Origin of the sequence: Streptomyces sp. H27-H1, from assembly GCF_026627445.1 — a bacterium.
Lineage (GTDB): Bacteria > Actinomycetota > Actinomycetes > Streptomycetales > Streptomycetaceae > Streptomyces.
Window position 1 is genome coordinate 84,373 of the sequence record NZ_JAPNLJ010000025.1, and the last position, 22,285, is coordinate 106,657.

Genomic DNA, 22,285 nt, shown 5'->3' on the forward strand with positions numbered 1-22,285 from the left:
TGTGGCGAGCCATCTGACGCAGATCGCGGCCCGGCTCGCCGATGTTGAGCGGCGGCTGACGGGGCAGGCCCGCTCGGCGAGCTTGGCGTACTCCTCGGTGGAGGCCGGGGCGATCGAGGTGTACGACGAGGACGGTGTTCTGACGGGCACCGTCGGTGTCCAGTTCGACGGGACGACCGGTGTCGCGACGTTCAACGGTCCCCCGCCACCGACGCCGACGATGCCGCAGGTCGTGCCCGTGCTGGGCGGCCTACGGGTCGGCTGGGACGGCGCTTTCACCGATGCGACGTCCCCGCCGCTGAACCTCGGCCGGGTGCAGGTGCATCTGCTGCTCGCCGCGGACGAGGCGTTGGACATCCGGAACCCGGCGGCGACGATCGAAGGCGCGTCGGGGGCGACGGTGACGATCGCGGTCAGCGACTACGTACCCCGGCATGTCCGCCTGGTGGCGCTCAGCACCGCCGGCATTCCGGGGCCGGGGTCCGCCCCGGTGATCGCGGCAGCGCGCCAGGCTGTCGGGCAGGACCTCCTCGACGGAATCGTGTCGGAGATCAAGCTCGCCGAGAAGGCCGTCACGGAAGCGAAGATCGCCATCGGCGCCGTGGGGACGGCCGCGCTGGCTGACGGCGCCGTGCTCGCGGACAAGCTCGCGAAGGCGTCCGTGACCGGCGACAAGATCGGCTCCGGCGCCGTCACCCTGAACGCACTCGGTGGCGTGTTGGCGGACGGGATCACCCAGCACTACGTGGATGCGCTCGCCGACCCTGCTGCTTGGACGACGGCCGTCGTCGGCACCGGGGCGAAGTGGGTTCACCTGACGGGTATCGCGGACGCCCCGACCGGGCGGACCGTAGGCCAGGCCACCGGGTACACCGTGCTGCGCGGCTCCACGCCGATCCCGTACGACCCCGACACCCTTTACCGGATCTCGGCCCGCGTGCGGACCCTTGCTCCGTCCGACTCCGGCACGGACAGCATCTACGTGGGCGTATTGGGGTTCGGTGCGGACGGCAAGACCATGGTGAACCGGGCGGGGGTGAACACCATCAGCTCGCACTACTACTGCGCCGCGTCCCGCACGCCACTCCCCGCAGGCTCCGGATGGCAGGTGTTCACCGGCTACCTGCGGGGCCGGGCGCTGGCGGGCGCGTCAGGCTCGGCAGGGGTTTGCTCCGACCCCCGGGCCCCGGGCAAGCTTCACGATCAGGTGCGGTTCCTGGTGCCGTACCTCTACCTCAACTACGAGTCCACTCCGACGGGTACGGCCAGCGCCACCGGGGTCGTGCAGGTGGACGCGGTCACCGTCGAGATCCTCAAGACCGGCATCGTGGACAGCAGCAACATCGTGTCCGGGTCGGTGACCACGGGCGCCCTGGCGACCGATTCGGTGACCGCGGGCAAGGTCGCAGCGGACACGATCAGCGGCCGGGAGCTCCAGGCGGCTTCGATCTCCGCCGGGCATGTGGTCGCGGGCGCGATCACGACGGACAAGATGACCGTCGTCGGCACCGCGAACGTCCTGGCCGACCCCAGCTTCGAGGGCGCACCAACGGTCGCCCTGGTGGCAGCCGTTACCTGGGCGACCCAGGACAAGACCATCGGGAACGGGTCTCCTTCCTCTCTGCGGATCGACGCCGTGTCTGCGACTGCGGTCTACCGGGCAGTGGATCTCACCCTGCTGCCTGCGACTCCCGGAGATCAGCTGTACCTGGCTGCGGACTACTACGTCTCCGAGGACTGGGTGGGTGCGGAGATCAGCTTTCACGTCCGGTGGGAGGCCGGGGACGGAAAAATCCTCGGCTACGGCAAGGCCCGTACGGTGAGCCCTGTACGGGCGCAGTGGGCCCGGCTGTCCGCGACGGCCACGGCACCGGACGGGGCAGTCCGCGGACGCGTTCGGGCCGAGTCCGGCAACTCGACGGCGGGCACGCTGTGGTGGGATAACGCCTGCGTCCGGCCGATCGTGGCCGGCGTGCAGATCGCGGACGGGGCGATCACCGCACCGAAGGTGTACGCGGGTGCGATCACCACCGACAAGCTCGCGGCGTTGGCGGTGACCGCCGACAAGATCGCGGCCGCAGCCATCACGGCGGACAAGGTGGCGGCGTTGTCGATCACGGCGGAGAAGCTGACGGCGAACTCGGTGACGGCGTCGGCCATCGCGGCGGGCGCCATTGAGGCCATCCACATCAAGGCGGGCTCGATCTCGGCGGACAAGATCGCGCTGGGGCTTGACGGCAACATGGTGGCGGACAGCAGCTTTGAGGGCGAGGTGGCGTTGAAGCGCGTCGCCGCGACGGGTGGCTGGAGCATCGTGAGCCCGGGCCGGGATACGGCGAAGGCGTTGCGGGCCGATTGCACTGCCTCGACGGCCACGGACCGCGTCCACACCCTGGGGATCTTCGCGGCGACGCCGGGGACACGAGTGTGGATGGCAGCGGACTACCAGGTCAGCGCCGATTGGGTGGGCAAGCGGGCCCAGGTGTACATCCGGTGGGAGGACGCGCAGGGCGGAACGCTCGGCTACAGCCGAGTCGTCAGCGCCACCGGTTCGGCGGGCAAAGGCTGGTTGTTCATGTCGGGGACCGCCCCGGAGCCGGCGCCCGCGCAGACGGCGACGGGCCGGATGCGCCTCGCCGTGGATGCGGGGACCGCAGGCACCGTGACGTTCGACAACGTGGTAGTCCGGCCAGTCGTGACATCTGGGGCTCCGGGGGGTCGGGCCGAGATCTCTCCGGAAGGCGTGCGCCTGTTCGACGCGGATGGTGAGGAGTCGATCTCTCTCGTCACCGGCAAGCCCCAGTATTTGACCATCACCAACGACGGTGTTCCCGTCGCAACGATCAACGAGAACGGGCACGCATCCTTCAACGACCTCTCGGTCGCAGGGCAGTTGACGATCAAGGGTGAGCGTCTGGAAGCGCAGCTCGTCGACCTGGCCCGCGGGGTGGTGGCCATCCACTCCACCACCCAGGGCGTGGAGGCAGCGATGGGCGCGGAGACCGGCTACATCGAGCTGCCCGTCAGGATCGAATCCGACCGGCAGTACCGGATCGTCGTGGACGCCTACCTGGATCCGTCCGCCGGAAACGGCGAGCACATCCTCTTCCTCCGGGATGGGGGCACCGGCGAGCCGACCGTGACGTCCCGGCAGATCCAGAGCATCATCGTGCCCGCCGGCGGAGGCTGGCAGCGCGTCCGGTTGGAGCACACGTGCTCAGGTGCCTCCCTCGGCGCGGGCACCCACCGGCTGCTGAGCACCTTCCTGTGGAGGTGGGGCGCGGCCGGCGGAACGGTGTCGATGTTCGGCGGCGGGGAGTACCCGGCCGTCATGTACGTCGAGGACGTCGGGAAGGCGATCGCGTCGACGGGAGAACTGAACCGGGGCACGAGCGGCGGTGGCACGGACCCGACGAAGCCTGCGACTCAGCGGTACGAGAAGACGTACGGGGCATCCTGGTCGGGCACCTACACCAACCGGAGCGGATACAGCAGCTACCACGGAAACCAAATGCTTCAGGGCTACTACTCCTCAACCAACGGCACGACCGCATCGCTGGTGGGCTTCCCGACGGCTCTCACCACGGATCTCAGCGGGGCCAAGATCGAGAAGGTCATGATGTACCTGTACTTCGAGCACTGGTACTTCGCGGCCGGCGGTTCGGCGGTGATCAAGCCCCACGGCCACACCTCCAGGCCGGGAAGCTTCGGCAGCGACAGCGCGTCGATGACGGTGAGCTGGCGCCGCAACGAGGGCAAGTGGATCGACATCACGTCGCTCTTCGACGCGTCCAAGAAGGGCATCGCCCTCGACCCCAACACGACGAGCAGCACCTACTACGGGCGGGCCCATGGCGTCGGCCAGCAGTACCCGCCTCAGCTAAAGGTGACGTACGTGAAGTAGCTGCCCCTGCGTCCGGTTGGCGCACGTACGATCGAATCAGGCGTGGGGCTGCTGGGAGTGATCAGAGTTGTCTGTGCCGCCGAGCGCCGAGCCCACGTTGTGGGAGTTGCACCGTGCGGTGTCGCAGCTCCGTGAGGACCTTCGAGGTGACCTCGTGCACCTCGCCGCGCGTCTCGATCAGGTGGTCACCCAGGACGTGTACCGGGCTGATCAGCGTGCGACGGAGCAGCGCATCGGCCAAGTGGAGGCTGCACTCGCGGGACTGCGTGGGGAGCACGACCAGATCACGGAGCGGGGCGATCAGCAGCGCCGGGAGGACCAACTTCAGGCTGCGGCCACCCGGCGGCTGGTGGTGAGTTCCTTCGTCGCTCCGCTTGTGCTGATGGCCGTGCAGCTGTGGCTGGTTTCGCGCGGCACCTCCTAGCAGTAGCTCCACCCTTTTTCGATCTTGGGCGCGGGAGAAATCCGAGATTCGACAATGGCAACACCCCTGAGTGCTGACGCACTTGTGGCGGCCCTGCGCGCTGAAGGCGTGCGGGTCGTCGAGCGCCCTGGCTGGCGCACCCACAACCGGAACTCCAAGGGGGCTTGGGGCCCCATGCATGGCGTGATGGTCCACCACACGGTGACGTCGGGCACAGCGAGCACCGTGAGCATCTGCGAGAACGGCTACTCGGGACTTCCCGGTCCGCTGTGCCACGGCGTGATCGCGAAAGACGGCACAGTCCATCTCGTCGGCTACGGTCGGGCGAACCATGCGGGCGCCGGCGACTCCGACGTCCTGGCCGCGGTCATCGCGGAACGTGCCCTGCCTGCGGCCAACGAGGCTGACAAGGACGGGAATCCGCACTTCTACGGCTGGGAGTGCGAGAACCTCGGCGACGGCCGAGACCCGTGGCCGGCGGCTCAGCTGGAGGCGATCGAGCGTGTCTCCGCCGCACTGTGCCGTGCCCACAAGTGGAGCGCGGCGAGCGTCATCGGTCACCTGGAGTGGCAGCCCGGGAAGGTCGACCCGAAGGGCTTCGCGATGTCCGGGCTGCGCCAGCGGATCGCCGGCCGTCTGAACGGCAAGCCGGGCGGCGGCTCGGCCACCTACACCGTGCGCGCCGGGGACACCCTGTCCGGGATCGGCGGGCGCCTCGGCGTGAACTGGCTGGCCCTGGCCCGCGAGAACAACATCGCCTCCCCGTACGTCATCCAGCCCGGCCAGACCCTGAAGGTGCCGAAGTGACCAAGAAGAGTGCGTTCGACGCGAACCAGCGAACTGTCCGGACGGTCTTCCAGACTCTCCTGGGTCTGGCTGCGGGTCTCCCGCTGATTATCGACGCGAGCGGGATCCCGCAGACGACGGCGGGTGTCGCCGTCGCCCTGGCGGTGGCCGGAGCTGTCACCCGGGTGATGGCCCTGTCCGTCGTACACAACCTGCTGCCGAACTGGCTGTACCGCAGTGATCCCCCGCCGAGGGCGGACGAGGGCGGCGGACAGCTGACCATCGTGGACGACTGATCACGGCGAGCCCCCGGGGAACTGGGGGCTCGGCCCTCTTCTCAGCGGTGCGAGGTTGCCCGGCCTGCGTCGCCGACGGCGCTGGTCGAGGAGGCGCTGGTGATGGGATCTTCGGGAGGGGCCTGTGGCCCCCAGCAATGCTGGGGGCCACAGGTGGTGGTTGAGCCGTGCGGGTCAGAAAAGACCGTTGATGCTGCTGGACCAGCCACTCGATCCGACGAGGAGGGGTGACTTGTTGCTGCTGGGGCCGCCTGGGTAGAAGAGGAGGCAGCCGGTGGGGCAGCTGGCGGTTTGGGAGTTCCCTGCACTGTCGACGTATCTGACTGGGTAGTCAGCACTGTTCGGTGTGGTCGCCCACAGGTCTCCGGGCTCATCGCCGGCCTTGACCTGGAATTGCTTGTACGGGATTAGGGTGCCGTCGTCGTTGGCGGTCTTGTCGACGACGACGCCCTGGGCATTGCCGCTGGTGGCGAGCAGGGGGCGCGTGTCGTCGCCCCAGCCACTGGCGCCGTATGTGTCGCCGAGGCCGTCGATTCCGCGTTCGAGGCTGTAGACGCCGTTGATCATCTTGCCGAGGTAGAGGTGGAGTGTGTTGTTGAGCGTGTCGCGGGCGAGGATGTCCTTGATGCCGTCGCTGTTCTGGTCGCCGACGCCCAGGACTGTCATTCTGCCCCAGCCGCCGGTGGGCCCGGCCAGTGTGGCGGGGTTGTCCAGGTCGAAGGGCTCGTCCTGATCCGCAAGGCCACCCGGGATCCGGTTCCCGGAATAGATGCGAAGAGCGACGTTCCCCGAGCACGCGCCATCGATGTAGGTACATTCGAGCGCGAGTAGGTCGTTGCCCTTTGCATGGAGCCCATCTGGGCGCTGGTCGATGTCTCCAGGGGCGACGATCTGCCGGAGCCGTGCCCAGCCCTCGGCGCCCAGCCTGGAGGGTGCCTCCAACGGTCGGCGGCCTGCGTACGAGAGGGACCCTTGCCCGTCGCCGGGGTAGCGGTAGAGGCGGTCGGTCCCGAGGCGGACGATGGCGTCCTCGTAGCCGTCGGGAGCGGCGGTGGGGCTGATGAAGTTCATGAAATCACCGCCATGTGCGATCAGCGCATTTTCCCATCCCCCTGATCCGACGATGGATCCGCTGACATGTCCGGTGCCGTTGCCGGAGTAGTAGCGCAAGCGGCCGTCAGGTCCTGTGGCGAGCATGTCGACGTGGCCGTCGCCGTTGAGGTCGCCCTTGAGGTCTTCGATCGCTTTCCCGTCCAGGGGGCTCTTGCCGTTCGGATAGACGAAACCGCCTGAGATCGTTTTCAGGAGGGTGACGCCTTTTGTGCCGTCGGTCGGTGAGCGGTTGCCCGCCTTGTCGAAGGCAATGATGTAGAGGGTGCTCTGGGGCCGGCCGGTGGGGACGACCTCGATGACGGCTTCCTTCACGCCGGTGGCGAGCGGTACCCAGTTGCTCCCTTCGCAGGGGGTGCTGGAGATGGAGATGGGGATGTCCAGCCGCCAGCAGAAGCCGGCGAGGTCGGTGGCCGGGTTGTAGAGCTTGAGGCGCAGTGGAGTGCGCGCTTTGTGGTCAGTGGTGTCGAGGTCCTGTTTGTCCTCCCTCGTGACGGTGACGCGGAGGGGAGGGCCTGTCTTGTCGACGGTGAACGAGCACCAAGGGGTGGGTGGGTAACTCTTGGTGTTTTCCTCGTCGAGGGCGTAGACCTGCCAGCTGTAGGTACCGCTGGACAGGATGTCGGTGTCCACGGTCGCGAAGGCGGTGCCTCCGGTCCACACCGTCTTGTAATTGGAGGGGAAGGACACGTCGCCGCCGGCCGAGTTTTTGACCTTGAAGATGCCGGTGACGTAGCCACTGTCCCTGTCGCGGAGGGTGGCGGTCATCGCGAGGCCGCTGTTGCCGATGGAACCGCCGCAGGGCACGGACTTGAGGCCGTCGGCGCCGGCTGCCCAGAAGCCTTCGAAGGCCCCGCTGCTGAGTACCTCGGGCAGGAAGTTGTACGTGACTTGGAGGACGGGGTTGTTGCGCAGGCGCTTGAAGGTGTTGGCGTTGCCGGTGGCGGGGACGCGTAGGCCGAAGACGAGCGGGTCCCAGTCCTTGGTCGCGGCTTCCTGCACGTAGGCGGTCAAACTCGCGGACTTGAAGTCGAAGCCTTCTACGCCGGGGCAGTAGGTGGGGTTGCCGTGGGCGAACTTGCCTTCGGCGACCTTGTAGCCCCAGTAGTTGTTTCGGGTGTTCCATGTGGGTGTCGTGCTGATGTCCTTCGAGGTCCACAGCTGGGTGTAACCGGCAGCGGCAGGGTCACAGCCCCAGGAGTGGGTCTGCTCCACGGCGAAGGTGGCATCCTGGATGGTGGCGCCTTGGAGTCCGTTGGTGTTCATCGCGAAGAAGGACTCGGTGTCACCGTCTCCGTTGTAGCCGACGCGAGGCTCATCCGCCGGGTTGCTGGAGTTCCAGCCGCTGCCGTTGGGGTAGTCCGCATTCGGTGTATCGGAGTACACGACGGCCCACTTCTCCCGCCAGCCGCCGTCAAAGTCTGGGTCGATGACCAGCGGGAACTGTGTGGCGGAGGCCAGCAGGGTGGAGTCGGGGGTCAGCGTGAGGGTGTTGGCGGTGACGTCCGCCGCAACCGGGGCCCCCTTGGGAGCCGGCTCGGGTTCCTCCGCGAGAAGGAGGCTGGGGGCCGCGGACTTGGCCAGTGGGGCGGGTGCTTCGGTGGCGGCCGGTTCGGGCTGTTCCCACATCTTAGGCTTCGGCGCGCTGAAGACGACGCGTCCGCCGGCGTCCTTGGCCAGCAGCTGGTCGCTGGCGTCGTCGTCGAGGGTGACGCCGACGGTGGTGATGGCGAACTTGATGGTTTTCAGGGCCGGGTTGGCGGCGGCTTCGGGGGTTTTGACGATGAGGTGCTGGGCGAAGCCGTTAACCTTGGCGATCAGCTTGAGGTCGACGTCGGGAAGCACGGACTCGTAGAGCGCGGTGTTCTCCCCCAGCACCGGCTCAGGAAGCTTGCCGGGCCAGCCCAGGGCCAGCTTCTTGCCTTCCTTGTCCATCTCGACCATCGGTCCGTCCCCGCCCGCAGAGAACGTGATGCCGAACGCGGCCGTCGGGCCGATCGTGCCGTCCTCGCGCTTGATGACGGTGTCGTCGGCCTTGCGCCAGAGGCCGTCGTGGCGAGTCCAGACGGGCAGCGTGAACTGCTTCTGCGTCAGGCTCCCGTCCGGATTCGCATACGTCTCAGAGGTCTCGGTACGGCGGTCGATGATCTCAACCCGCTCGCCCGACTCCCGGGCCAGGCCGACGGCCTTCACCTCCGACGCAGACTTCGGGGCACCCGAGGCCACAGTCGAACTGTCTGCCGCGGTCGCAACCGCCGCGGGCTCAGTGAGCAGGGTCGCCGCGGTAAAGGGGAGTGCGAGAGCGAGGAGGGCTGCGAGCGAGCGGGGTGGGTGCGCACCGGCTCTTCGTTGGTTCATGGAGATGTCAGTCTTTCTGGAGAGTGTGCCAGGGTCATGGATCACCGCAGAGTAGGCGAAGTGATTCGCATTGGCATAGCACGACCTGATTGTGAATCAGGCCTCCCACCAGCCCGACGGCCAGAATGATCCACTTCAGTACGCATCGGCGTGTTTTAGCAGGTCAACCCGGTCAAGATGGGTCTTGCGCCGTGCGATCAGGGCGTGTTGGCTGCGGTTTTATCTGTCTCTTAATTCCCGTGGGGGGTTTGCTGTGTTTAAAAAAACGGACCTGATGTCCGAATTGTTTGGAGGTGATCGTTTTCGTAGAAAACGTAGCCTTCGGACGGGAATTGCCGGGGCGGTATCAGCCGCGCTGACTGTTTCTCTCCTCACCGGGCCCGCCTGGGCCGGCCCCACCGTCTCCAAGCCCCGCCCTGTGCAGAAGACCGCGTCCGTCCCGGGCAAGGACCTCAAGACGAGCGCGAAGAAGGCCGCGGCCAAGCCCCCGACGTGGAAGCCCGGGGCCGTCAACTGGCCTGCCGCCGGCTCCGCCGAGGTCGCGCTGCCCACCGTCGCACCGCTGGCGAAGGCAAAGAACACGGCGCCGATCCGGGCCGGTTCCCTGCCCGTCCGCGTCGCACAGCCCGCGCCAGCCGCGTGGACCGCGTCGCCCGCAGGCGCCGGTTCCGACGCTGCCGGCAAGGGCACTCAGGCGGGCCCGTCGCGGGTGAGGGTCACGGTCGCCGACCACAAGGCCACCCAGCGGGCCGGTATCACCGGCCTGCTGCTGTCAGTACAGCGAACTGACGGCTCCGCCGCAGCCGCGAGTACCCAGCTCGAGGTGGACTACGCGAAGATCAAGGACGCCTACGGCGCCACTTGGTCCTCCTCACTGCGCCTCAGCCAGGTACCCGCCTGCGCGCTGACCACGCCCTCGAAGCCGGAGTGCCTCCAGCGCACCCCGCTGGCGACGCGTAACGATGAGAAGGTCTCCACGCTGACCGCCTCCGTGGACCTGCCTGCGACCGGCGTGCCCTCGGCTCTGCTGAAGTCGGCGCCCGGCACGCTGGCCGCGCCCGCGGGTGGTACGGCGGTATTGCTGGTGGATGCAAGCCCGGACAGCTCCGAGGGGTCTTTCAAGGCGACTTCCCTGTCGCCGTCGGGCTCGTGGTCGGCGGGCGGGAACTCCGGCTCGTTCGCCTGGAACATCCCCGTGGCCGTGCCTCCGGCGCCCGGCGGCCTGGCCCCCAAGGTTGGCCTCAATTACAGCTCCTCCTCCGTGGACGGGCGTACCGGTACCACCAACAACCAGGCGTCCTGGGTGGGCGAGGGCTGGGAGTACAGCCCTGGGTTCATCGAGCGCAAGTACGCCTCGTGTGAGAACGACAAGCAGGGCGGCAACAACAGCACCGTCAAGTCCGGTGATCTGTGCTGGAAGTCGGAGAACGCGACGCTGTCGCTGAACGGCTCCAGCTCCGAGCTGCTCTGGGACGCCGCCAAGGGCGTATGGAAGCTGTCCAACGATGACGGCTCCCGTGTCGAGCGGATCTACGACTCCGTGGGCAATGCCTCTGGCGACACGGACTCCGAGTACTGGCGGGTCACCACCGGCGACGGCACGCAGTACTGGTTCGGCAAGAACCGCCTGCCCGGCTGGACCACCGACGATGAGGTCACCAACTCCGTCAACTGGGTCCCCGTCTACGGCAACCACACCGGCGAGATCGGCCACCAGGCGGACTTCGCGTCCTCGGCCGTCAATCAGGGCTGGCGGTGGAACCTCGACTACGTCGTCGACCCGCACAACAACGCAATGGCCCTGTACTACACGAAGTACGGCGCGTACTACGCGAAGAACGGGAAGATCGACGCCCCCGCCATCTACACCCGTGACAGCACTCTGAAGAAGATCTCCTACGGCCTGCGTGCCGGCCAGGTCTACACCCCGGCCCTGGCTCCGGCCCAGGTCAACTTCACCATCACCAACCGCTGCAACGTGGCCACCTGCACCCTGGATGAGGACCACGCCACGGAATGGCCTGACGTCCCCGTCTACCTGGACTGCAAAGCCGCGACCCAGTGCCTGCAGGGCTCTCCGTCGTTCTGGTCGACCAAGCGGCTGATCTCGATCGACACCGTTGCCCTGTCCGGAGGTGTCCACGTGCCCGTGGACACCTGGACGCTCAACCAGTCCTACCCGCCCACCGGCGACACCTCCAAGCCGGCGCTGTGGCTGGACTCGGTCACGCGCACCGGCAAGGCCGGCGCGTTGGGCGACAGCACCCCGCTCACGACCACGTTCACCTACAGCGACCTCATGGCGAACCGGGTTGACTCGGCCGAGGGCCGGCCGCCGATCAACAAGCGGCGCATCAAAATGGTCACCGGCGAGACCGGCTCCGACACGCTGGTCACCTACACCGACAAGGACTGCACCCCCACCAGCCTACCCACCGCCGACGACACCAACACCAGACGCTGCTACCCCTCCTGGTGGACACGCGACGGCGGCCAGGATCCGGTCAAGGACTACTTCCACAAGTACCCCGTCCTCAGCGTCGAGGAAGCGGACACCACCACCGGCACCGGAGCCCCCTCCAAACTCACCAAGTACATCTACATCGGCGCCGCGAACTGGGCCCGCGACGAGAGTGAATTCACCCTCGACGAGCACCGCACCTGGAACGACTTCCGCGGCTACCGCACGGTCCGCACTCTGACCGGCCTCGCACCCAACCGGCTCAGAACCGAGAACGACTACTACCTCGGCATGGGCGCGACGATCAACGGTGTCACCGACCGGCGTGACTTCGCCGGAATGGTCTCCGAGACCCGCACCCTCGACGGCGAAGCCGGCCCCGTGGTGGAAAAGACCACCCATACCCCGTGGATATCGCCTGCCAACGCCTCTCAAAGCGTCGTGGGCATCACCGATCCGAAGACTCCGGGCACACCCGGACCGACTCTGGTCTCCAAGGTCGCCCGGTACTCCGGAACCACCACCACCGTCGCCAGCAAGCTCCTCGCCGACGGAACCTGGCAGGAGTCGACCACGACCCGGGCTTATGGGACGTACGGTTTGCTCCTGACCGAGGGCAACGACGGGGCGAACACCACCGAGGCGACCTGCCAGGTCACCGAGTATGTGACCCCTGACACGGAGAACTGGCTGATCGCCTACCCACGTCAGGTCACCTCCACGACCGCCGAGCCGTGCACACGGACCGTCTCGGCACCGGCCGTGACCGGCGCCGGCCGGATGTCCTACGACGGCCAGGCCGTCGGTACGGCCCCCAAACCGGGTCTGAGCAACGTCACCAAAACCGAGCAGGCGTCCAAACTGGACGCGAACAGCCAGCTCGTCTGGGAAACCCAGAGCCAGGGCACGCGCGACCCCTACGGCCGGGTCCTGACCGCCACTGGCAAGGACGGTGAGACCACCACCACTGGCTACACCCCGGCCACCGGCGCACAGCCCACCACCATCACCGTCACCGACCCCAAGGGCTATAAGGCTTCCAGCGCCCTCGACGGGCTGCGGGGTCTGGTCCTCACCACTACCGACGCGAATAACCGCACCACCACCTCGCAGCACGACTCGCTCGGCCGCCTGGTCAAGGGGTGGGCCGCCGGCCGCCCGACCAGCGAGCAGCCCAACGTCACCTACACCTACAAGCTGTCCGCCACCGCCCCCTCGACCGTCACCACAAAAAAGCTCTACGAGGACGGCACCTGGGGCACCTCGGTGACGCTCTACGACTCCCTGCTGCGCCCCCGCCAGATCCAGAGCGAATCCATCGGCATCACCAGCGCCACCGGGCGGATCATCACCGACACGTTCTACGACAACTACGGCCGCGTCCGGCGGACGAACGCTCCTTACTACAACGAGAACCCGGTCAGCACGGCGATGTTCGCCCCCATCGCCAACGGGATCCCCAGCGCCACGGAAACTCTCTACGACAACCGCAGCCGCGTCACCGCTGCCGTGCAACTGCACCAGAACACCGAGAAGTGGCGCACCACCACCACCTACGGACCGAACTGGCAGGCCGTCGTCCCGCCCCAAGGCGGGACCGCCACGCTGGCCGTCTCCGACGCCCGCGGGCGCGTCATCGAGCGGCGTGATTACAAGGACCGAACCCCCGGCATCGCCGACGCGGCCACCCTGTACGAGAAGCACACCTACACCTTCGACCGCGCCGGCAAGCTTTCGAAGATCGCCGACAATTCCGGTCGCAACACCTGGACCTACAGCTACGACCTGGCAGGACGCCAGACCGAGAGCACCGACCCCGACAAGGGCAAGTCCACCACCGTCTACGGCGCCGACGGCCGCCCCGAGAGCGTCACCGATGCGCGGGGTGTCACGCTCGCCACGACCTACGACGAGCTCGGCCGCACGACCAGTCTGCGCAAGGGCACCGTCACCGGTACCAGGCTCGCCGCCTGGACCTACGACACCGCCACCGGCGGCAAGGGCCTCCCCGCGACCACCACCCGCTACGACGGCACCGCCGCCTACACCAGCACCGTCATCGGCTACGACGCCAGCGGACAGGCAACCGGCACAAAGGTCACCGTCCCGACGGTCACCGGAGAGGAAGAACTCGCCGGCACGTACACGGTTACCGGCACCGCGACGCCCGTCAGCGGCCTCCCCGAGACCACTACCTATAGCACCAGCAACGCCAAGGCCACCGCCGCCCTGCCCGCCGAAACCGTCACCAACAAGTATGGCAAGCAAGACAAGCTGAGGACCGTCTACGGCTCCCTCGACCAGGTCTACCTCCTCGGCGCCATCTACACCCCCTACGGTGAACTGGATTCGGCTGAGCTCGGCACCCCCGGAACCACGATCACCAGCACACTCACCTACGACCAGCACACCCGTCAGGTGGCGATCTCGGCCACCAGGCGCGACGCCTCTCCCAGCACCCTCTCGTCCATCGCCTACACCTACGACCCGGCCGGAAACATCACCCGGATCACCGACCAGCAGGACAATGCCGCGGTCGAAGACGACCAGTGCTTCACCTACGACTGGGCGCGTCGGCTGACCGAGGCCTGGACCTCCGGCGACAACTGCACCACCAAGCCCGTGAACGGCACCGGCACCCCCAACCTGGGGACTGTCGACCCGTACTGGACGTCCTGGACGTTCAACGACACCGGGCAGCGCGCCACAGAGAAGCAGCACAAGGCCGGCCCGGTCACCGCGGACACCCTGCGCACCCACACCTACCCCGCCGGCACCATCCCCGGCCACGAGCTGCAGAAGGTCACCGCCACCGGCGGCACCGCAGGCATCGACGCCTACGCGTACGACGCCACCGGCAACATGACCATCAAGAACCCGGCCGTCGGCGGCACCCAGACCATGACCTGGAATGACGAGGGCAGACTCGCCACCTCAACTGTCTCCGGCGCCGCCACCTCGTTCCTCTACGACACGGCCGGCACCCGAATCCTCAAGCGTGAACCGGCCACCACCACGCTCTACCTGCCTGGCGGCCAGGAACTCATCCTGACCAAGACCACCAACACGGTCACCGGAAACCGCTACTACGCCGTCCCCGGCGGCAGCGCGATCCGCTCCAGCACCGACGGACGCGTCCGCTTCCTCACCGCCGACCACCACGGCACCAACACCCTCTCCATCAGCGCCGCCACCCTCAGCTACAACCGCCGCAAATCCCTCCCCTACGGCAACCAGCGCGGAGCCACCCCGGCCTTCTGGCCCGGACAGAAGGGATTCATCGGCGGAGACACCGACACAACCACCAACTTCACCCACATCGGCGCACGCGAATACGACCCCGACACCGGCCAATTCATCAGCGTCGACCCACTCCTGGTTCCTGATTCTCCGCAGTCGCTGAACGGCTACGGATACGCCAACAACAATCCGGTCACCACTGCCGACCCCACCGGCATGTGCGCGGAAGTCGACTGCCCCACCAGGCCCTCACCCAGCCACGAAAACACCACCCCAGGAAACGAACCAGGCCCGGAGAAGGTCTCACAGGGCGGAGGCGCTCCGCCGGCACCCAAGGGCCATTTCAAGAGCTCATGCAACCGAGCCAGCTGCACGACCAAGTGGGTCAACCAACCACGCGGGAATGACCGGGACCTCCTAGCAGGCGCGGTGACTGGAGTCGTAGACACGCTGACCTTCGCCTGCTATGGGTTCAAACTCTTCGGAGAGGTCGAATGCGCTGGCGACGCTATGAGGAAAGAAGCCTCCAGCGAATACGGCGTAGATCCCAGCAGCGCGGCGTTCGATATGGGATGGAGCGCGGGAAGCGCCGTGGCGTCGGTCCCGCTCGGCCCCGTCGCTCCGGAAGTTTCGGGAGCAACGAGATTCACCTCTCTACTTCTCGCTGATGACGGCATACGAGCCTCAGGCGGGGCCATCAGATCCAGTGCCAAATTTCGTGGAGACGGTGAGACCGTATTCCATGGACACGGAAGCTACCACAGCAAAAATGGAGACATTGCAGTACCGGACGGAACTGCAATCGCATTCTATGGCCCTCACGGCAGGACGATTTCACAGACGACAGGTATGATAATTTCCGGACCGGCTGGCATCCGGAAGGAACCTCTTGAAGTGTTCTACCCCGGTGACATGATACCGAACTACACGCTCGCCCCTTTGGGGCCAGGCTTCACTTTCCGTAACGGGTCGACAGTAGTAGAGCAGCGAACTCAACTCAGTAGCCTACTCGGGGAGAACATGGGAATAACACATTGGGCTGCCTGCCGGTCCTGTCGAGGATAAACTAGCCAAGTCCAAAATCGGGGTGGCCTACCCAGGGGTAGGCCACCCCACCTCGAGTCACCCTAAGCGAAAAGAGCTTATCAATGGAATATTCCGATCTTTCGCCATACTCGTATTCGGCGGCAATCATTCCAATGATTAACGTGGGATGGCTCGGACTAAACCTCGGAATTCAAGACGTCGGCTACGCGGAGATAGGCCGTCACGAAACCGAGTTCCCCGTTCCGACTTCGAAGTTCCTGTCGAAACTCACCCTCGGGGAACATGTTTGCGAATTCTGCCCTCGCGGAGGTCCGCAGTTCACCAGCAACGGCGAATATCACTACTACTGCCCCAGCGGCATTTCGTATTCAACGCCTGCAATGATCTCGCACTATGTCGAATCTCACGGATACCGCCCACCTCCGTCATTTCTATCGGCAATCACTTCCCCAGCGATTCTACGCTGGGATGGGCGTGCAGAAATTCTGAAATCCACACTGTCTGACACCGCCGCCGATTTCGAACTTCGAATCGACGCAATCACTGACATCGCATACTGGAACGACCGTCGCGCATTGTCCGCTCTAATATCCGCAACTACCGATGACGATCTCTTGGATATCGCAGGGTTCCAAATTGGAGCCTCTCTGCATCGCATCCTAAGTAGAACTCCTGAAGGGACAAATGAGTTTCTTATCGAATCCCTTCCAACAGATGTGCAACTCGGTTTCATGAACGCATAAGGCGACCGCCACAGGCCTTTCTGCCTGCCCCCGGGCCCCCCGACCTGGGCCGGCGTCGCCTACGTCGCCTTCGTCGTCGACACCTTCTCCCGCCGCATCGTCGGCTGGTCCGCCTCCACCAGCAAGGAGACCAAACTCGTGCTGGACGCACTGGAGATGGCCCTGTGGCAGCGAGACCGGGAAGGCCGCCCGCACAACCCGCGCGAGCTGATCCACCACTCCGACGCCGGCAGCCACACCTCGTTCAAACTCGCCGAGCACCTCGACGCGGCTCAGATCGCGGCCTCGATCGGATCAGTCGGCGACGCATAGGACAACGCCCTGATGGAGTCCACGATCGGCCTCTACAAGACCGAACTGATCAAGCCCCAGCGGCCCTGGAAAACCCTCGCCCAGGTCGAACTCGCCACCGCTGAATGGATCGACTGGTACTGCCACCGCCGACTCCACGGTGAAATAGGGCACATTCCGCCCGTCGAATACGAGACCAACCACTACCTGACGACCACGAAACCCCAGATCAAAACCACAATCTGAGATCTCTACCGAACCCGGGGCGGTTCACTTCACCGCGGGGACGGTGCCGATGACGGGGATCGCCGGTTCAAGCAGGGCCTTGACAGTGGGTAGCGCATGCACCGTGGCGGTGTTGCAGGCGATAGTCAGGGCGTCGGGGGCATACGCGGCCGCTGCTTGGGCGGCTGCGATAACCCGCTGCCGGAGGTCTGGGGCGCTTCGCGGTCCCCAGGGCATTCCGTCCGGGTCGGAGGAGAGGATCAGGTCGGCGTCGGGCCGTAACCGTCGGATGGCCGCTGCTGCCGCGAGGAGCCCGATTCCGGAGTCGATGAGCGCGATCTTCATGTGTCACCTCTGGGTATCCCGGGCGTCGTCGTGGCCGGGAGGTCATTGGACAGTTGCCGCGAGCCGGAAGGCGGTACAGAGTTGAACGGGGCCGTCCTCCTCACCTGTTTTGAGGAGGACGGCCCTGGTCACGGGTCGGGTCGTGGAGATCAGCCGGCGTGCTTCACGTTGCTGATGAAGGACTGCCAGGCCTGGGGGCCGAAGCGGAAGGCAGCGCCGTCTGGGACCTTGGAGTCCCTCACGGCCATGTCGCCGTTGTCGCAGTGGGCTCCCTGCACGCACTGGCCGCCCTGGTCGTTGCTGTAGCTGGACGAGAACCAGTTGACGTGCAGCTGGTTGGCTCGGTGGGACATCAAATCTCCTTACTGGCTTTCCTGATCATCTCCAGGGATTCCTCGTATCCCGGAGCTATGGCTTGCAAGTCACGGATGGCCGCCTCGTACTTCCGGACCTCCTCATCTCGCCGCGATACGCCCGCGCCACCCAGGCTCTCCAGGTAGACGATGGGCTTCAGCGGCTGGGGCAACTTCAGGTAGGTGAACGAGCCGTTCATCCCGGCGTGGGCGCCGCGGTCGAAGGGGAGCACCTGGACCTTCACGTTCGGCAGTTCGTCGGCCACCTTGGCGATGTGCGCGAGCTGAGCTCGCATCACGTTCGGCCCGCCCACCTGCCGGCGCAGGACGGCTTCGCTGAGGAAGGCCGTAAACTCTGTCGGCTCATTCCGGCGCAGCACCTCCTGCCGGGTCATACGGACAGCTACTCGAAGGTCCAGCTGATCTGCGGGCAGACCCTCGCTGGCTCGGGACATGATGACGCGGACGTACTCTTCCGTCTGAAGCAGCCCCGGAACGAATTCGAGCTCCAGATTGACGACTTGGTCCGCGAGTCCTTCGAGGCCCAGGTACGCCTTGAAACCGGGCTGGCTGACGTCTCGCACGTCCTGCCGCTGCCACCAGTCCTTCTTGGTTTTGGTGACCGTCGCGTAGCCACCCAGCTCAGCAGCCTTGTCCTTGTCGACGCCGTAGAGCGCGCACAGGGCCGCGACGTCCGAGGGCTCGACTTGCCCGTTGTCCGCCGTCTCCAGCCGGGTGAGCTTCGATCCGGCCCACGAGAAGTGCCGGGCGACTTCGGTCGCCTTCATATTGGCGGCGACGCGGGCCGCGCGTAGTTCCACGCCGAGCTGAAGACGGCATAGCGCGGGGGACGCGGACTCGATGACAGGCCCCTCCGAGCCCCCTGCACCAGCCGTCGGGCTGAGGTCGTTCACGATCACCCTCCCCTACATGTCCCCCACAGTTTGACGGCGAAGATTCGAGCTGCGCAATGCACATTGCGGCTTTTCGCAGAACGTTCGAGCAGATGACGCAACTCCGGCGCTGCGCACGGAAGTTCGACGACAAAACTCGTCTCGCAGAATTCTGTGAGAGTGCTTCCACGGTAGTCGTTGCGCTGTCATGCTGGTCCTCGTTGAGCACGTTGGGTTCGAGTGATCCGACTCAGCGTGACCTCGGCGTGTGGTGTGCCTCAAGTACCCCCAGGACCGCATGCCGCTCGGAACCGCGACCGACCAAGACGAGGTGCGGCATGCCGTTTCACAAGACCCCCGACGAGACCCCGACATCAGGCAGGGGACGACTGTTCCCGACCTCCCTGGACCTCGAATTCAAAGTCCGTGGCAGGCGGACGGGTTCGGGTGCCATGGACGACGCGGACGCGATGTTTCCCGGACGCGCCCGGCGCCTGTGCAAGGCGTGGCTCCGGCTGGCCGACCAAGAGGACCTGGTCGACTGGCTTGAGCTGGTGGTCTCCGAGCTCGTGACGAACGCACTGCGCTACGGATGGGGTTCCACCATCACGTTCGGTCTCGGCATGGACGGTGACCGGCTCCGGCTGTCCGTGGGCGACGGCAATCCGCATCCGCCCTACGTCCGCACGGCGGACTCCTCGTCCGAAAGGGGGCGGGGGATGCGGATCGTCATCCAGGCGGTCCGCAGTGCCGGCGGAGAACTGGGGTTCAGCCGCGACGGCACTACCACCTGGTGCACCTTCCCCATCTCCGAGGAGAAACAGCGTGTTTGAGATACCCCACGACGGCTTACCGGCCCTCGCGCCCTCAGATCAGCTTGAGATCCGTCGCCCGCAGGACGCGTGGACCCAGGCACAGGCCCTCCAGCCCATGCCCCACTTCACGCAGCCGGATGAGCAGCCCCAAGCCGGAGGAGAAGGGCCGGTCAGGGGGTCCGGCCCGTGGTCTACCTACAGACGGCGCCCGCGGTCGGAAGCTGGACTGGCCCCGGAGGCGTGACATGCCTCGGCGTCACCGTTCTGCTTCCAACGGCGCTTCTCGACTTCAGGGAGCCCGGCGCTCACCGGTGAAGAGGCTTCCCCGGCTCCGAGTCGCGGTCCGACACCCCTTCCGGATTCTGGACCGTTCGGGTTTCGGACCAGGCATCTCGTGCGCGATGGCCCTCTACTCGGGGTACGTAGTCGTCTGGGTTGCCGTGCGCCTGCTGCCCCTCGCCCCTTGATGGCGCCCGGCGACGCGGGTGCGACGTGCCTGCGCCGGCGGCCCCTATCCCCCGCTGCCCCAGGCAGCCTTCAACATGAAAGGCGTTTTTTTGGATCAGCTCCCGCCCCGGACCTGTGATCATTCTCCTTTGTGCCCAGGGGCTGAGGACCATGACCGGGGGGAGGCGCGGATCGTGTCCGCGCACCCCGAGCAGGGCTGGAACCTTCGGTGTAACGGCATCCTGAGCTTCGAGGACAACGGGCAGCTACTGCCCGACGGTACGGTCATCGCCTCACAGCGACCTGTCGGTTTGGACAGGACGGCGGCATGACGGGCAGAGCACATCCTACTGGGCAGATCGGGCTGACGGAGCGTGAAGTCCAGACGGTGGGCCTGGCCGCCGAGGGACTGAAGATCAACGCGATAGCCCGTCGTCTGTCCGTCAGCGCCGGAGCGGTGCAGTCCAGGCTGAAGTTCGCCCGGCTGAAGACCGGCTCGGCACGTACCACCGCCTTGGTCCACGCGGCGTACGCCTCCGGTCAGCTGTCCAGGCCCGCCCCTGAACCGCCGGTGTCCCTGACCGACGAACAGGTTCGGGTACTTGGCTACCTGGCCGACGGGCTGACGGTCGTGGACATGCAGGCGCAGGTGGGATGGACGCAGTGGCGCTTGCGCGAGACGTACGGCGACCTGCTGGCCGCCCTCGATGCCGCAGACAGGCCTGCCTACGCGATCAAGCGTGGGTGGGCGATGGGGCACCTCAGCGCAGACAAGCAGACCAACTAGCAGCAGCCCCTTCGCAGGGCATCTACGGCGTCCCGGCGCGGGTATGCGGCCCGCTCAGCCTTCGACCGCGTACGCGGGCACGGCACCGGGCCGGGACGCCTTCGATCGGAGCAGCACTCCAACCACGAGGAGCGTACATGTCCAACTCCCTTCACTTCACGGGCCGAATCGGCGTCCTGTACGGCGGGAACTCCCCGGAACGACCGGGGTCTGTCGCGAGCGCCGAGGCCGTGTTCAAGGCGCTGTCGAACGCCGGGATGCGGGCGGAGATGATCGACCTGGCCGAGGTCGGGGCGAACCTCCGGGACCGCATCGACGTCGCCCTGCTCGCCTGCCACGGGCCGGGCGGTGAGGACGGGAAGGTTCAGGGACTGCTGGAGCAGCTCGGGATCCCCTATACGGGCTCGGGCGTCCTGGCCAGCGCGCTCGGCATGCACAAGCCGACGTTCAAGACGCTGCTCGCCGCCCTGAACGTGACACCCCGCGATCGGTCACCGTGCTGGCGGAGCACTCCGTGGAGAGCACCCTGACTACGGTGGAGCTGAACCTCGGCTACCCGGTATTCGTCAAGCCCGCGGGCGGCGGCGGCAGCCTCGGCGCCGGCATCGCCCGCGACGCCGGGGAGCTGGCGGCGCTGCTGCGGGCCCGCCGCGACGAGCAGTACGCCGAGTACATGGTCGAGGAGTACATCGACGGGATCCCCTGCACCGTGGGCATCCTGGACCAGGGCCGCCCCGTCGTCCTGCCGCTCCTGACCTGTGAGACGGACCGCGAATTCTACGACTACGAGGCCAAGCACGACCGAGGTCTTCGTCGTGAGAGCTGCCCCGCCGACCTGCCGGAGGACGTGGAGCAGCGGGTGGTGGAGACCGCGTTGAAGGTGCACCGGCTGATCGGGGCGCACGGCGTGAGCCGGGTGGACTTCCTGATCTGTCCGGACGGACGCAGCCCGGTGTTAGAGGTGAACACGGTGCCGGGTCTGTCGGAGCACGGGAACCTGGCGACGATGGCGGCCGCGGCGGGCGTCTCGTACGTGGAGCTGATCAAGCGGGTGCTGGACACGGCGTTCACGAAGGACTCGTACGTGCCCTGACGTCCGTGAGCGCCCGGGCGGCGGCAGAGTAGGGGCATGACCGTTGCCACCACCCACCATGTCCCGTACTTCTCGCAGTGGGAGTCCTCCGGCCTGGTGCCCGACTTCGTGTCGGGCACCACGGCCGCAGCCGCCGATCCGCTGTGGGAGTCCTCCGGTGCCGACAGCGCAGAGGAGTACGCCTTCTGGGCGCCGCGCATGTGCGGTATGGCGTGCCTGCGGATGGCGCTGGGTTTCTTCGGGCAGCCTGTGCCCGCGTCGGTGCCGCTGGTCCGTGAGGCTCTGGCCGCCGGGGCGTACGTGCGCGACGGTGACCAGGTTCGGGGGCTGATCTACGCGCCGTTCGCCGCGTGGGTGGCGGCCCGGTGGGGCCTGTTCGCCGAAGCCCGTCCGCAGCTCTCCGTTGAGGAGGTCGACGCCGAGATCGTCCGTGGGCGTCTGGTGCTGATGTCTGTGCACAAGACGATCCGCACCCTCGATCCCCGACCGGAGCAGCGCGGCGGGCACCTGGTGCTCGCGGTGGGCTCCGGTCCCGACCACATCACCATCCACAACCCCTCCGGGTTCCCGGAATCGTCACAGCAGTTCCATCAGGTTCCCAGGGCGGACCTCGCCCGGTTCTTCGCCGGCCGGGGGGTCGTACTGGGCCACGCACAGTAAGGGCAAC

The 22,285-nt window shown here is 66.5% G+C and carries 17 protein-coding genes and 1 pseudogene; 14 read left to right on the plus strand and 4 right to left on the minus strand.

Going from position 1 to position 22,285, the window contains the following annotated elements:
* The first annotated feature begins 1 nt into the window (after position 1).
* The 4 genes from OTB20_RS25445 (at position 2) to OTB20_RS25460 (ending at position 5,410) form a co-directional block, all read left to right on the plus strand.
* Positions 2-3,904 carry a hypothetical protein gene (locus tag OTB20_RS25445; protein WP_267759978.1) on the plus strand — a complete coding sequence of 1,301 codons (3,903 nt, stop codon included), beginning with the start codon at positions 2-4 and terminating at the stop codon, positions 3,902-3,904.
* A gap of 154 nt (positions 3,905-4,058) precedes the next feature.
* Positions 4,059-4,328, plus strand: coding sequence for a hypothetical protein (locus OTB20_RS25450; protein ID WP_267820846.1), 270 nt, complete (start codon positions 4,059-4,061; stop codon positions 4,326-4,328).
* Positions 4,329-4,553: 225 nt separating this feature from the next.
* Entirely contained in the window at positions 4,554-5,135 is a 582-nt protein-coding gene (locus OTB20_RS25455) for an N-acetylmuramoyl-L-alanine amidase (protein ID WP_420716484.1), read from the plus strand.
* Positions 5,132-5,410: a hypothetical protein gene (locus tag OTB20_RS25460; protein WP_267759974.1), complete on the plus strand. Its 279-nt coding sequence runs from the start codon at positions 5,132-5,134 to the stop codon at positions 5,408-5,410. The genes OTB20_RS25455 and OTB20_RS25460 overlap by 4 nt, the downstream gene beginning before the upstream one ends.
* 174 nt (positions 5,411-5,584) lie before the next feature.
* Here the strand turns inward: OTB20_RS25460 and OTB20_RS25465 are convergent, their stop codons facing one another.
* Positions 5,585-8,746, minus strand: a complete 3,162-nt coding sequence (locus tag OTB20_RS25465) for a hypothetical protein (protein ID WP_267759972.1) — start codon at positions 8,744-8,746, stop codon at positions 5,585-5,587.
* A gap of 550 nt (positions 8,747-9,296) precedes the next feature.
* On the opposite strand from OTB20_RS25465, the gene OTB20_RS25470 reads away from it, so the two are divergent.
* The 4 genes from OTB20_RS25470 (at position 9,297) to OTB20_RS25485 (ending at position 16,906) form a co-directional block, all read left to right on the plus strand.
* The gene (locus OTB20_RS25470) at positions 9,297-15,644 is read left to right on the plus strand and encodes an RHS repeat domain-containing protein (RefSeq protein ID WP_267759970.1); all 6,348 of its coding nucleotides are present in this window, start codon (positions 9,297-9,299) and stop codon (positions 15,642-15,644) included.
* A gap of 83 nt (positions 15,645-15,727) precedes the next feature.
* Positions 15,728-16,369 (plus strand): hypothetical protein, encoded by a 642-nt coding sequence (locus OTB20_RS25475; RefSeq protein WP_267759968.1) that lies wholly within the window; start codon positions 15,728-15,730, stop codon positions 16,367-16,369.
* A gap of 24 nt (positions 16,370-16,393) precedes the next feature.
* The gene (locus OTB20_RS25480; RefSeq protein WP_267759991.1) at positions 16,394-16,681 is read left to right on the plus strand and encodes a DDE-type integrase/transposase/recombinase; all 288 of its coding nucleotides are present in this window, start codon (positions 16,394-16,396) and stop codon (positions 16,679-16,681) included.
* A gap of 12 nt (positions 16,682-16,693) precedes the next feature.
* A complete protein-coding gene (locus OTB20_RS25485) occupies positions 16,694-16,906 on the plus strand; it encodes an IS3 family transposase (protein WP_267759966.1) in 213 nt (70 codons plus the stop codon).
* 27 nt (positions 16,907-16,933) lie between these two features.
* Here OTB20_RS25485 and OTB20_RS25490 read toward each other — a convergent pair.
* From OTB20_RS25490 to OTB20_RS25500, 3 genes and pseudogenes are all read right to left on the minus strand, one after another.
* Positions 16,934-17,230: pseudogene (locus OTB20_RS25490) on the minus strand (glutamate racemase); the annotation flags it as partial.
* A gap of 149 nt (positions 17,231-17,379) precedes the next feature.
* A complete protein-coding gene (locus tag OTB20_RS25495; RefSeq protein ID WP_267759965.1) occupies positions 17,380-17,583 on the minus strand; it encodes a DUF397 domain-containing protein in 204 nt (67 codons plus the stop codon).
* Positions 17,583-18,497: a helix-turn-helix domain-containing protein gene (locus tag OTB20_RS25500; RefSeq protein WP_267759963.1), complete on the minus strand. Its 915-nt coding sequence runs from the start codon at positions 18,495-18,497 to the stop codon at positions 17,583-17,585. Before OTB20_RS25500 ends, OTB20_RS25495 begins: the two co-directional genes overlap by 1 nt.
* A 317-nt stretch (positions 18,498-18,814) precedes the next feature.
* Between OTB20_RS25500 and OTB20_RS25505 the strand changes: the two genes are divergently transcribed.
* The 6 genes from OTB20_RS25505 to OTB20_RS25530 all read left to right on the plus strand — a co-directional run bounded on the left by OTB20_RS25505 (position 18,815) and on the right by OTB20_RS25530 (position 22,278).
* Positions 18,815-19,309: an ATP-binding protein gene (locus OTB20_RS25505; protein ID WP_267820848.1), complete on the plus strand. Its 495-nt coding sequence runs from the start codon at positions 18,815-18,817 to the stop codon at positions 19,307-19,309.
* A 524-nt stretch (positions 19,310-19,833) separates the two neighbouring features.
* Complete coding sequence (locus OTB20_RS25510) at positions 19,834-20,070, plus strand: DUF5999 family protein (RefSeq protein WP_267820850.1); 237 nt, start codon at positions 19,834-19,836, stop codon at positions 20,068-20,070.
* A complete protein-coding gene (locus OTB20_RS25515; protein ID WP_267820851.1) occupies positions 20,067-20,525 on the plus strand; it encodes a hypothetical protein in 459 nt (152 codons plus the stop codon). The genes OTB20_RS25510 and OTB20_RS25515 overlap by 4 nt, the downstream gene beginning before the upstream one ends.
* Before the next feature lie 137 nt (positions 20,526-20,662).
* Positions 20,663-21,055: a hypothetical protein gene (locus OTB20_RS25520; protein ID WP_267820852.1), complete on the plus strand. Its 393-nt coding sequence runs from the start codon at positions 20,663-20,665 to the stop codon at positions 21,053-21,055.
* The gene (locus OTB20_RS25525; protein WP_267820854.1) at positions 21,022-21,618 is read left to right on the plus strand and encodes a D-alanine--D-alanine ligase family protein; all 597 of its coding nucleotides are present in this window, start codon (positions 21,022-21,024) and stop codon (positions 21,616-21,618) included. Before OTB20_RS25520 ends, OTB20_RS25525 begins: the two co-directional genes overlap by 34 nt.
* 36 nt (positions 21,619-21,654) lie before the next feature.
* On the plus strand, positions 21,655-22,278 hold the full coding sequence (locus tag OTB20_RS25530) for a C39 family peptidase (protein ID WP_267820856.1): 624 nt from the start codon (positions 21,655-21,657) through the stop codon (positions 22,276-22,278).
* The last annotated feature ends 7 nt before the right edge of the window (positions 22,279-22,285 follow it).

Coding starts and splice junctions, on each gene's coding strand:
- OTB20_RS25475 (WP_267759968.1), top strand. CDS start 15,728: ATGGAATATTCCGATCTTTCGCCATACTCGTATTCGGCGGCAATCATT.
- OTB20_RS25485 (WP_267759966.1), top strand. CDS start 16,694: ATGGAGTCCACGATCGGCCTCTACAAGACCGAACTGATCAAGCCCCAG.
- OTB20_RS25495 (WP_267759965.1), bottom strand. CDS start 17,583: ATGTCCCACCGAGCCAACCAGCTGCACGTCAACTGGTTCTCGTCCAGC.
- OTB20_RS25505 (WP_267820848.1), top strand. CDS start 18,815: ATGCCGTTTCACAAGACCCCCGACGAGACCCCGACATCAGGCAGGGGA.
- OTB20_RS25510 (WP_267820850.1), top strand. CDS start 19,834: ATGAAAGGCGTTTTTTTGGATCAGCTCCCGCCCCGGACCTGTGATCAT.
- OTB20_RS25515 (WP_267820851.1), top strand. CDS start 20,067: ATGACGGGCAGAGCACATCCTACTGGGCAGATCGGGCTGACGGAGCGT.
- OTB20_RS25520 (WP_267820852.1), top strand. CDS start 20,663: ATGTCCAACTCCCTTCACTTCACGGGCCGAATCGGCGTCCTGTACGGC.
- OTB20_RS25530 (WP_267820856.1), top strand. CDS start 21,655: ATGACCGTTGCCACCACCCACCATGTCCCGTACTTCTCGCAGTGGGAG.